Annotated in this window: 6 protein-coding genes; 3 read left to right on the top strand and 3 right to left on the bottom strand. The window is 65.2% G+C overall.

The window, feature by feature from the left end; genetic code table 11:
- Window positions 1-67: 67 nt before the first annotated feature.
- Together HMPREF1023_RS11285 and HMPREF1023_RS11290 are read right to left on the bottom strand one after the other, a co-directional pair.
- Window positions 68-4,480, bottom strand: coding sequence for a DNA-directed RNA polymerase subunit beta' (locus tag HMPREF1023_RS11285; protein ID WP_009306450.1), 4,413 nt, complete (start codon window positions 4,478-4,480; stop codon window positions 68-70).
- Entirely contained in the window at window positions 4,481-8,017 is a 3,537-nt protein-coding gene (locus tag HMPREF1023_RS11290; protein ID WP_009306451.1) for a DNA-directed RNA polymerase subunit beta, read from the bottom strand. It lies immediately after the preceding gene.
- A gap of 499 nt (window positions 8,018-8,516) precedes the next feature.
- On the opposite strand from HMPREF1023_RS11290, the gene HMPREF1023_RS11295 reads away from it, so the two are divergent.
- Entirely contained in the window at window positions 8,517-10,166 is a 1,650-nt protein-coding gene (locus HMPREF1023_RS11295; protein WP_009306452.1) for a hypothetical protein, read from the top strand.
- Between the two features lie 249 nt (window positions 10,167-10,415).
- Here the strand turns inward: HMPREF1023_RS11295 and HMPREF1023_RS11300 are convergent, their stop codons facing one another.
- Complete coding sequence (locus HMPREF1023_RS11300) at window positions 10,416-11,318, bottom strand: DUF2156 domain-containing protein (protein ID WP_009306453.1); 903 nt, start codon at window positions 11,316-11,318, stop codon at window positions 10,416-10,418.
- Between the two features lie 344 nt (window positions 11,319-11,662).
- On the opposite strand from HMPREF1023_RS11300, the gene HMPREF1023_RS11305 reads away from it, so the two are divergent.
- The gene (locus HMPREF1023_RS11305; protein WP_009306454.1) at window positions 11,663-12,130 is read left to right on the top strand and encodes a GyrI-like domain-containing protein; all 468 of its coding nucleotides are present in this window, start codon (window positions 11,663-11,665) and stop codon (window positions 12,128-12,130) included.
- Between the two features lie 88 nt (window positions 12,131-12,218).
- Window positions 12,219-12,353 carry a hypothetical protein gene (locus HMPREF1023_RS16110; protein ID WP_021409797.1) on the top strand — a complete coding sequence of 45 codons (135 nt, stop codon included), beginning with the start codon at window positions 12,219-12,221 and terminating at the stop codon, window positions 12,351-12,353.
- The last annotated feature ends 8 nt before the right edge of the window (window positions 12,354-12,361 follow it).

Genomic DNA, 12,361 nt, shown 5'->3' on the forward strand with positions numbered 1-12,361 from the left:
CCCGTACCTCCCGCCAAGAAAGCCGCAACAAGAAAGGGGCGCGCCGAGCGCGCCCCTCAGGTCGAACTTATTCCTCGACGTCGTCGTCGGCGTTGGAAGCTTCCTCGGACTCCTTGGTGGTCAGGCCGAAGCCGAGCGACCCTACCGAGCCCAGCAGAGCGTCGAGCTCTTCCAGGTTGCGCTGGTAGGAGCGCGGCGGCAGAGCCTCGCCCAGCATGTCCTCGCCCTCGGTGTTGAAGGTCGGGGGCTCGTCGCCGCCGATGAGGATGGTGTCATCGGGCGAGAACACCATGTCCAGCAGCTGCGACATGTCGTCGCTCGTAGCCGCGAGGTCGTCCTCGATCACGTGCGTCAGATCGTGGGCCTCGAGGCCCTCCTTCAGCTCCTCGATGGCCTTCACGCCGATGCCCTCGATGCGCAGCAGGTCCTCCTCGGTGTGGCCCACGAGGTCGGCCACCGTCTCGATGCCCGCCTCGGAGAACTTGTTGGCCCAGCGCTGCGACACGCCCAGGTCGTCGTAGATGTACAGGCGCGCGTCCTCGTCGGACAGCTGCGGGCCGCGATGGCCCAGCGAAAGCCCGCTGTAGTAGCTGCCGTAGTTCGTGCCCATGTTGAGGTAGCCGTCGCCGTCGAGCGACCAATCCTGCGGCTGGGGCAGCAGCTCCTCGATATCGCGCAGAGCCTCCGGCGCGAAGTCGGGCAGCGTCTCGCCCACCACCGGCGAAACCGGACGACCCTTGTAGGTGAGGCCCACTTCGCGGTAACGCGACAGACCCGTGCCCGCCGGGATCGGCTTGCCGATGATGACGTTCTCCTTGAGGCCGGCCAAGTGGTCGATCTTGCCCTCGATGGCGGCGTCGGTGAGCACCTTCGTCGTCTCCTGGAACGAGGCGGCCGACAGGAACGAATCCGTGGCCAGCGACGCCTTCGTGATGCCCAGCAGCAGCGGCTGGCCCACGGGCGGCTCCTTGCCTTCGGCGATGAGCGCGTTGGCGGCATCCTCGAACTCGAAGCGGTTCACCTGGCGACCCGGCAGGAAGTCGGACTCGCCGGCGTCCATGACGGCCACCTTGCGCAGCATCTGGCGCGCGATGACCTCGATGTGCTTGTCGTTGATGTCCACGCCCTGGGACACGTACACGCCCTGGACCTGGCTGACGATGTAGCGCAGCGTCGTGTTGGGATCGGTGAGGCGCAGCAGGTCGTGCGGGTTCACCGAGCCCTTGGTGAGCTGCTGGCCCACCTTCACTTCGCAGCCGTCCGTCACGCCGGGCAGCATCTGGGCGCGCGCCGACACGACGTACTCGCGGAAGTTGCCCTGCTGGTCGTGGATCGTGATGGTCTTGGACTGCTTGTCGCCCGAGATCTGCAGCGTGCCGGAGATCTCCGCGAGGACGGCGAGGCCCTTGGGCTTGCGCGCCTCGAACAGCTCCTGGACACGAGGCAGACCGTGGGTGATGTCCTCGCCGGCGACGCCGCCGGTGTGGAACGTGCGCATGGTCAGCTGGGTGCCGGGCTCGCCGATGGACTGGGCGGCGATGATGCCCACCGCCGTGCCGATGTTCACCGGACGCGACGTGGCGAGATCCCAACCGTAGCACTTCTGGCACACGCCGTGCTCGGCATGGCAGGTCATGACCGTGCGGATGACGAGCGTCTCGACGCCCGCCGCGTCCATGGCCTTGAGCTGGTCCATATGGGTGATGTACTCGCCCGCGGCCAGCAGCACCTCGCCGTCGACGCCCGCCACGTCGTTGAGCAGGCAGCGGCCGATGAGGTTCTCGTCGACGTCGCCCTTCTCGTTGTGCAGCGGGTACGGCACGCCGTCGGCGGTGCCGCAGTCGATCTCGCGGATGATGACGTCCTGGGCCACGTCCACCAGACGGCGGGTCAGGTAGCCCGAGTCGGCGGTACGCAGCGCGGTGTCGGCCAGACCCTTACGGGCGCCGTGCGTGGAGATGAAGTACTCCAGAACGGACAGGCCCTCGCGGAAGTTCGCCTTGATCGGGCGGTCGATGATCTCGCCCTTCGGGTCGGACATGAGGCCTCGCATACCGGCCAGCTGGCGGATCTGCTTGATGTTGCCTCGAGCGCCGGAGAACGCCATCATGTAGATGGGGTTGAACTTGTCGAAGTTCTCGGCCATGGCCTCGCCGACTTCTTCGTTCGCGGCGTTCCAGATGTCTACGACCTGCTTGTGGCGCTCGTCGGGGCTCATGAGGCCCATCTCGTAGTCCTCGTCGATGGCCGCGACCTTCTCGTCGGCGGCAGCCAGGATCTCGGCCTTGTTCGGCGGCACGGTGGCGTCGTACACCGAAACGGTGACGCCGGCACGCGTGGCGTAGTGGAAGCCCGCGTCCTTGAGGCCGTCGAGGATCGCCGGCACGCTGGACAGCTCGTAGCGGTTGCACACGTCCTCGACGAGGCGGCTGATCTCCTTCTTGTTCATCTCGTAGTTGAGGTACGGATAGTCCTCGGGCAGCACGTTGTTGAACGTGATGCGGCCGATGGTGGTCTCGATGCGCTCGCCCGCCTTGTGCTCCTCGAACACGCCGAAAGCCGTGGCCACCTGCGTGTCCTTGGTCAGACGCACCCAGATCTTGGCCTGCAGGTCAAGCTCGGCGCGCGCGTCGTAGGCGTTCATGGCGTCGTCGAAGTCGATGAACGAGCGGCCCTCGCCCTCGAAGCCGTCGCGGGCGGCCGTGAGGTAGTACAGGCCGATGATCATGTCCTGGGTGGGCACGGTCAGCGGACGGCCATGGGCCGGCGACTTGATGTTGTTGGCGGACAGCATGAGCACGCGGGCCTCGGCCTGCGCCTCGGCGCCCAGCGGCACGTGCACGGCCATCTGGTCGCCGTCGAAGTCGGCGTTGAAGGCGGTGCAGACCAGCGGGTGCAGCTTGATGGCCTTGCCCTCGACCAGCACCGGCTCGAAGGCCTGGATGCCCAGACGGTGCAGGGTAGGTGCGCGGTTCAGCAGCACGGGATGCTCGGTGATGACCTCTTCCAGCACGTCCCACACGTAGCTGGCGCCGCGGTCGACGGCGCGCTTGGCGGCCTTGATGTTGGCGGCGTACTCCAGCTCCACCAGGCGCTTCATGACGAAGGGCTTGAACAGCTCCAGCGCCATCTGCGACGGCAGGCCGCACTGGTGCAGCTTGAGCTGCGGGCCGACGACGATGACCGAACGGCCGGAGTAGTCGACGCGCTTGCCCAGCAGGTTCTGGCGGAAGCGGCCCTGCTTGCCCTTGAGCATGTCGGACAGCGACTTCAGCGGGCGGTTGCCCGGGCCCGTGACAGGACGGCCGCGGCGGCCGTTGTCGAACAGGCTGTCGACGGCCTCCTGCAGCATGCGCTTCTCGTTGTTGACGATGATCTCAGGCGCGCCGAGGTCCAGCAGGCGCTTGAGGCGGTTGTTGCGGTTGATGACGCGACGGTACAGGTCGTTCAGGTCCGACGTCGCGAAGCGGCCGCCGTCCAGCTGCACCATGGGGCGCAGGTCGGGCGGGATCACCGGGATGACATCGAGAATCATGTCCGTCGGCTTGTTCTCGGACTTGAGGAACGCGTCGACCACCTTGAGGCGCTTGATGGCCTTGGCGCGCTTCTGGCCCTTGCCGTTGGCGATGACGTCGCGCAGCTCGTCGGCCGTCGCGGCCAGGTCCATGGCGTCCAGCAGGTCGCGCACGGATTCGGCGCCCATGCCGCCCGTGAAGTAGTCGCGGTAGTTGAGGCGCATCTCGCGGTAGAGGGCCTCGTCCGGCACCAGCTGCTTCGGCTCGATCTTCATGAAGGCGTCGAAAGCGTCCTGGCGCAGCGCCTTGCGCTCGTTGAACTCCTCGTAGATGTCGGCGATCTCCTCGTCGACCTCCTCGGCCGTCATGCGCTCGTCCTCGTCCACGTCGTCGACGAAGTCGTCGTCCTCGGGCACGTAGTCCACGGACAGCTTGCGCGTGGCCTCCACGAGGCGGTCGCGCTCGGCGTCCAGCTCCTCGAGGTCGGCGGCCAGCTCGTCGCGCAGCTCGTCGGCGTCCTCCTCGCGGGCCTCTTTATCCACCGAGGTGATGATGGAGGATGCGAAGTACAGCACCTTCTCCAGCTCTTTCGGTGCGATGTCCAAGAGGTAGCCCAGACGCGAGGGCGAGCCCTTGAAGTACCATATGTGGCTGACCGGGGCGGCCAGCTCGATGTGGCCCATGCGCTCGCGGCGAACCTTGCTGCGCGTCACCTCGACGCCGCAGCGCTCGCAGACGATGCCCTTGAAACGCACGCGCTTGTACTTGCCGCAGGCGCACTCCCAGTCCTTCGTCGGGCCGAAGATCTTCTCACAGAACAGGCCGTCCTTCTCGGGCTTGAGGGTACGGTAGTTGATCGTCTCGGGCTTCTTCACCTCGCCGCGCGACCAGCTGCGCACGTCCTCGGCGTTGGCGAGCGAGATGCGCAGGGCGTCGAAATTGCTCACGTCGAATTCCGTCGTCATTTATCGCTCCTCTCCCTCACCGATCAGGTCGTTCGTATCGTTGTTGCTATCGCCCATCAGCTCTCCCAGCTCGGCGGCAATGCTGTCGAGCGCATTGGCCGCGTCGTCTTCTTCGGTCTTGCGCGCGTCGGCCGCGATGGCCTCGTACAGCGCGCGATCGCCGTCTTCCTGGCCGTCGATGTCCTGGGTCACGTCGATCGTGCGATGATCGTGGCCCTCCAGCTCGACGTTCAGGCACAGCGACTTCATTTCCTTCACGAGAACCTTGAAGCTCTCGGGCACCTCGGGGGCGGGGATGTTCTCGCCCTTGACGATGGCTTCGTAGGACTTCACGCGGCCGGCGGTGTCGTCGGACTTCACCGTGAGGATCTCCTGCAGCACGTTCGATGCGCCGTACGCGTACAGCGCCCACACTTCCATCTCGCCGAAACGCTGGCCGCCGAACTGCGCCTTGCCGCCCAGCGGCTGCTGGGTGATCAGGCTGTAGGGGCCGGTCGAACGCGCGTGGATCTTGTCGTCCACCATGTGGCCGAGCTTCAGGATGTAGCTCTGGCCCACGGTGATGGGCTCGCGGAACTTCTCGCCCGTGCGGCCGTCGTACAGCCACGTCTTGCCCGTGCGGGACAGCTGCGGCACGAACTCGTCGCGCGCCAGGTCGCCGTACGTGGCATGGTTCTTGTTGATGAGGTTGCGGTTCGCCTTCTCGATGGCATCGGAGATCTCCTTCTCCGTGGCGCCGTCGAACACCGGCGTGGCCACGTGCATCGGGCCCTCCACCACGGCGTCGGTTTCCTCAGCGTCGTCCCAGCCCCACTTCGCAGCCCAGCCGAGGTGGTTCTCCAGCAGCTGGCCCACGTTCATTCGGGAAGGAACGCCCAGGGGGTTGAGGATGACGTCGATGGGGGTGCCGTCGGCGAGGTAGGGCATGTCCTCCACCGGCAGCACGCGGGAGATGACGCCCTTGTTGCCGTGGCGGCCGGACAGCTTGTCGCCCTGCTGCACCTTGCGCTTCTGGGCCACGTAGATGCGCACGAGCTCGTTGACGCCCGGAGCCAGCTCGTCGCCGGCGTCGCGGCTGAAGCGGCTCATGCCGATGACGCGGCCGCCGGAGCCGTGGGGCACCTTGAGGGACGTGTCGCGCACCTCGCGGGCCTTCTCGCCGAAGATGGCGCGCAGCAGGCGCTCCTCGGCCGTGAGCTCCGTCTCGCCCTTCGGCGTGACCTTGCCCACCAGCACGTCGCCCGGGAACACCTCGGCGCCCACGCGGATGATGCCGTCGGCATCGAGGTCGCTGATCATGTCGTCGGAGATGTTCGGGATCTCGCGGGTGATCTCCTCGGGACCCAGCTTCGTGTCGCGCGCGTCGACCTCGTACTCGGAGATGTGGATGGACGTGAGCAGGTCTTCGGCAACCACGCGCTCGGACACGATGATGGCGTCCTCGTAGTTGTAGCCTTCCCACGGCATGTAGGCCACCATGAGGTTCTGGCCGAGCGCGAGCTCGCCGCCGTCGCAGCTGGGGCCGTCGGCCAGCACGTCGCCCGCCTGCACCTCGTCGCCCTTGCGGACGATGGGGCGGTGGTTGATGCAGCCCGACTGGTTGGAGCGCTGGAACTTCGGCACGAGGTACTCGTCGTACTCGCCGTCGTTGTTCAGCACGATGATGGTCTGGCCGTCCACGTAGTCGACGACGCCCGGGTTCTGGGCGACCAGGATCTCGCCGGAGTCGACCGCGATGCGGTGCTCGATGCCGGTGCCCACCAGCGGCGCGTCGGGGCGCAGCAGCGGCACGGCCTGGCGCTGCATGTTCGAGCCCATGAGGGCACGGTTCGCGTCGTCGTGCTCGAGGAACGGGATGAGGGAGGTGGCCACCGAAACCATCTGGCGCGGGGACACGTCCATGTAGTTCACCAGCTCGGGCGCCACCTCGTCGGGCTCGCCGAACACGCCGGCGGCGTCCTTCGTACGGCAGAGCACGCGGACGGCCTCGTGGAACACGCCCTGGTCGTCGAACGTGCCGAACTTGCGCGTCTCGGGGTCGAACAGGTCGTTGGCCTGCGCGATGGTGTAGTTCTCCTCCTCGTCGGCCGTGAGGTAGTCCACCTCGTCGGTGACCTTGCCGTCGACGACGCGGCGGTACGGCGTCTCGATGAAGCCGTAGGGGTTGATGCGGGCGTAGGTGGCCAGCGAGCCGATGAGGCCGATGTTCGGGCCTTCAGGCGTCTCGATGGGGCACATGCGGCCGTAGTGGGACGTGTGGACGTCGCGCACCTCGAAGCCGGCGCGCTCGCGGGACAGGCCGCCCGGGCCGAGGGCCGACAGACGGCGCTTGTGCGTGATGCCGGCGGCGGGGTTCGTCTGGTCCATGAACTGGGACAGCTGCGAGGAGCCGAAGAACTCCTTGATGGCCGCCACGATGGGGCGGATGTTCACGAGGCTCTGCGGCGTGATCTCGTCGGGCTCCTGCATGCTCATGCGCTCGCGCACGACGCGCTCCATGCGGGACAGGCCGATGCGGAACTGGTTCTGGATCAGCTCGCCCACCGTGCGGATGCGGCGGTTGCCGAAGTGGTCGATGTCGTCGGTCTGAACGCCCTCGTCGCCGGCATGCAGCGCCACGATGTACTGCATCGTGCGCACGATGTCGTCGTCGGTGAGCGTGGAGGCCTCGTAGTCGGGGTCGAAGCCCAGCTTCTTGTTGATCTTGTAGCGGCCGACCTTCGCCAGGTCGTAGCGCTGCGGGTTGAAGAACAGGCCCTCCAGCAGCGTGCGGGCGGAATCGATGGTGGGCGGCTCGCCGGGGCGGAAGCGCTTGTACAGCTCGATCAGCGACTCTTCCTTCGTGGTGGCCGGGTCGCGGTCGAGCGTGCGCAGCACCATCTCGTCGTTGCCGAGGAGCTCGATGATCTCCTCGCGCGTCTCGGCCAGGCCGAGGGCGCGCACGAGCAGCGTCGCGGGCTGCTTGCGCTTGCGGTCGATACGCACGGACAGGATGTCGCGCTTGTCGGTTTCGAACTCAAGCCACGCGCCGCGGCTGGGGATGACCTTCGCGTTGAACAGCGTCTTGTCGGACGCCTTGTCGCGCTCGGAGGCGAAGTACACGCCCGGGGAGCGCACCAGCTGGGAGACGACGACGCGCTCCGTGCCGTTGATGATGAACGTGCCGCGGGGCGTCATGAGCGGGAAGTCGCCCATGAAGACGTCCTGCTCCTTGATCTCGCCGGTCTCGCGGTTGATGAAGCGGATTTCCACGAACAGCGGTGCCTGGTAGGAGACGTCCTTCTCCTTGCACTCGTCCACGGTGTACTTCGGCTCGCCGAACTCGTGGCGGCCGAACTCCACGCACATGTCCTTGGTGTTGTTCTCGATGGGGCTGATATCCTGGAACGCTTGCGCCAGGCCCTCGCCCTTGAAAAACTCAAAGCTGTCCGTCTGGATGGCGATGAGGTTGGGGACGTCCATGACGTCCGGAATCTTCGCAAAGCTGCGCCGATCCCTGTAAAGGCTGGTCTGATCAGTCGTTTTTCCTTGAGCCACGAGGCTTTTCCTCCTTCATGTGCACCCGCATTTCTGCGAAAAAGTCGCAATTGCCTAAGATATGTCGAAAGTCAAGGCGAGTCAAGAAAAATTTTTACGAACTGTGGAAATTCTTTGTTGATTTGCCCTTTTATCTGGGAGAATGCAAGTATGGTTTCAGGCCGATCCCGACATCGGGACGGCATCTTCGGTCGATTCGAGGCTCCGCCGACGCTATGCGAGCTGGATAGCTTTGCCGGTTCAAGACCCCTTCGACGAATTCCGAGCTGGAAAGCCCCGCAAAAAAGTCGCTGACTTGGCGAAACGATGATCTTCATCATCAGGCTCACCTCCCTGCTGAAGTTTGTTTTGTTTGTCAGGGAGCTGTGGAAACGGGCTATCGGGACTTGGCTCCGCCCGCAATCGCGTGCGAGACTTAAGTTTCAACGCGCCCGCGGGCGCGCAAACACACTACGAACGCACTTGAAACGCAGCATACTTGCAGAACTAGGAGGTCCTCATGGGACAATCCACTACGCCGAAGGCGCTCGCCTTGGGTGTTTCGCTCTCCCTCGCGTGCGGCCTGCTGCCGGGCGCGGCCTTTGCGGACGAAGCCCCAGAAGACGATGCGTCCGCCAACGCCGCCGATTCCGCTAGAGGAACGGCCGGCGGCGCCGACTCCGCCCCTTCGGGCGCGGCCGCCAAGCCCGATGGCTACGATAAAGCCGACTTCTACTCCGACAACCCCGTCGCGCCAATCGCACGGACGCTGGCCGTCCCGCTGGCAGCCACCACGCAGCTGCGCAGCCTCTCGAACGAGATGAAGTACTTCGCCCGATTCGAGAGCAACCAGAACTACGACCAGGGGCTCTCATGGGGCGATGGCTACCATGCAATGGGCTACTATCAATTCGACAACCGATACTCGCTCAAAAGCTTTATTTCCTATTGCTACAATTTCGACCCGGTCAAGTACCGGATGTTCTCCTGGGTTCCTAGCGCGAACATTTCGGGAGACCTGTACGACGGGAACGCGGATCGGCTGACCGACATCGGCCAGCAATTGAACGAATCCTGGCATGCGGCATACGCCGCCGACCCCGCGGAGTTCTCGGCACTGCAGGACACCTTCGCATACGACAACTACTACGTCCCCGCTGAAACGTACCTCGCAAGCCGCGGCATCGACATCTCGAATCGCGCCGACAGCGTCAAAGGCCTTTGCTGGGGCCTGGCGAACCTGTTCGGCACGTCGGGATGGCACAAATTCGTGGGCGGTTGGTCCGACGGCTACGTGAACGGAACATATTACAACAGCTACAACTACCCCGGCGCCGGGCTGACGAACGACATGACCGACGAACAGTTCGTCACCACGCTGTGCGATTACGTGATAGCGCACGTGGCCGAGTTCTACCACGGCCAGCCGCAGTACCACGAAGGCTGGACGAACAGGTACAAACAGGAAAAGGAGCTGTGCCTGAGCCTGCTTCCCGAGAAGCCCACCGTGCCTCCTGTCGAGGAAGAGCCCCCTGCGGCGGATTCCCCTGCGGTTCCGCCGGTCGGGAACACCCCTCCCGAGGAAGGCAGCGGAGATGCGCCTTCGGGCGAGACGAAACCGCCCGAGAGCGTCCTGCCACCCGAGGTGAACCCGCCGGCAGCGCCCGAAGGGAACCCGCCGAGCGCTCCGAACGAACCCGCCCCGCCCGCGAACGACGGCGCCGGACAGGCCGATCCCGACGAAACCCCGAAGCCGGACGGAGACAGCGCGGCTCCAACTCCGCCTGCATCGCCGTCGAACCCCGAGAACACGACGCCTCCCGCTGGATCCGAAACGACGCCGCCCGAGGAAACAAAGCCTCCGGAGAGCACGACGCCGCCCGAAAGCCCGGAAACGACGCCGGGATCAGGTCTGCAAGAGCCGACGAAAGAAGTGGCGAACAGCAGCAAGCCCTCCCTTGAAGAGCCAACCGCCCCTGCGCAGGAGCCCGTCAACCTGCCCAAGGCCGACGGAGACGAGAAGAACGGCAACGAAACAGCCGCAAAAACCTCGAAGCTCAGCCAGACGGGCGACGGCACCACGAACGCGCCGCTCGGCGTGGCGCTTGGAGCAGCCGGCATCGCCGCGATCGCAGGCGCCGCGCTCGCCACACGACGCATCCTCAAATAGCTCCCCTCGTTCCTGCTACAGTCGAGCGCCCCGGCCGAAACCGGGGCGCTCGACTGTAGAGACGCCATGCGACGTCAGGCGGAATATCCCTCCTCCCCCTCTAGCGAACTGCCTCGACGAAGAAGTTCCGACAACGAGCCCGTCCGAAAAGCCGGCGAGGAATCAGCATCGGGCGACGGCGCCCTCACGGCGACTCAACGGTCGCGCGACGATTCACCGACCTTGCGCAATTCTTCTGCTGCGGCAGCGCTAGAGCAAGCGGCCTTGGTACTTTTCCATGAGGGCGCAGGGCTGGTAGCTCAGCTTGTTCTCGCGCAGGCCGGGCAGGCCGAGATCCTCTTCCAGGTTGAGGTAGGTCGCCTTGTCGACGCAGTAGCGCGCGAGCTCGCGCAGAAGGGCGCGCCACACGAAACGGAAGTCGAGGTTGCCCTTGAGCACCATAACGTCGAACGCGCCGCCGGGCAGCACGCTGCCGTATGCGTAGCCTTCGACGGTGCCGCCGATGCGCAAGAGGATGCCTTCGAGGTCGAGCTCCTCGAAGTGGTTCATGTCGAGCAGGATCTTTCGATGCTCCAGCTCGAGGGGGTGCTCGTCGGTGCCGCGACGGCGGCTCGTCTCGAACCAAACCTGCTGGTAGGCGCGCAGCTCGTCCATATGGTCGAGGGCGATGGGCTCGAAGGACGCCTCGCTGCCGTACAGCTGGAAGAACTTGTTCGTCTCTCGGCGCTTCTTCGCCAGGCCCGGGCCCTCGTAAGCCGCGATAGTCTTCGTAAGGTAGAGGTAGTCGGCGAAGTTGCGGTCGGAAGAGAATTCGAAGGCACCCGGCAGGTCGGCCTCGAGCTGCTCCTTCTCCTTCGGCGACAGGCCCACGAGGTGCAGCCTGCGACCTTCGGCTTGCGCCTCGCGCATGAGCGTGCGCACGTCGTCGGCGATGTCGAGCGTGCCCAGCGGCGGATAGTACGCGACGGCGCCGGGGATGCGATCGAGCTGGCGCACGTAGAGCACGCCGTCCTCGAGCGCGATCTGCGTTCCGTACTTCTCGGTAAGCGAGTAGAGGTTGGCGAACCCGAGCGCGGAGTCGTTGCGGCCAAGGGGCAGGAGGATGTCGTTGATGGCGGCTTTGTCTTCCAGGTGCAGCGTTCTGAATTCCATGGGCCCGCATTTCGCTCGATCGGTTGCTTCGCAGCGGAACAGGATAGCACAAGTGGGCGCCGCTTGAAGAAGCGTCATCGAGCCGCAACGCGGATCGCACATCGAGAAGCGGCCGGACGGCCACGTTACCAGTATCGTCGTTTTTTACCGCACCTCTGACCAGGTTGCATATCGCCTATTACCCGGTCAGAGGCGTGCGACGACCTGGCAGAAAACGACCGCATTGGCAAGGCCCCTGCCCGACGAGCGCGCACGGCATCTTTCTCGTAAAACCGGACATGCCCTGTCCGGTTCTGTTCGGTATCGTGTCCTAGTCAGCATATCCAACGAAAGGACACGAAACCATGCACTACGAAATCGTCGAGCTTCCCGCACGCACCATCGTCGGTCCCACCGTCCGCGCGTCCAACAACTCGCCCGAGGAAACGGCCGTCATCGGCCAGCTGTGGCAGCGCTTCATGGGCGAGGGCCTTGATCGCACCATCTCCGAGGTGCGCGTCGTGCCCTACGGCTGCTTCGCGCTGTACTACGGCTACGACATGAGCGACATGAGCTACGAGCTGCTCGTGGGCTGCGAGACGCCCGCCGAGGCGCCCGAGGGCATGGAGGCGCAGACCATCGCCGCAGGCCGCTACGCGAAGATCGCTATCCGCGGCGGCGACTGCGTGACCAGCGTCCAGAAAGCCTGGGAGGAGATCTGGGCCGACGAGGAGCTGGGGGCGCAGCGCGCGTTCACCGTGGACTTCGAGGCGTACCTGCCCGGCGAGGACATGTCCTGCGCCGACATCGACGTGTTCGTAGCGCTCAGGTAAACGCGCCCGTCGCGGAGGCGGTCTCGCGTGCGCGGGACCGCCGCACCTGTCATACTGGCTCGAGACCTTAAACCGACGAGGAGCCCCGATGGGACACGACTGGATCGGCGATGTGCCCGACGAGCTGCTGCGCGACCTGTGCGATCACTCGTACAGCCTCGTGCTCGGCAAGCTCACGAAGAAGCTGCAGCGCGAGATCGCCGAGCAAGCCGACGGGAACTGAAGGAGGAA

Source organism: Eggerthella sp. 1_3_56FAA, assembly GCF_000185625.1.
GTDB classification, from domain to species: domain Bacteria; phylum Actinomycetota; class Coriobacteriia; order Coriobacteriales; family Eggerthellaceae; genus Eggerthella; species Eggerthella lenta.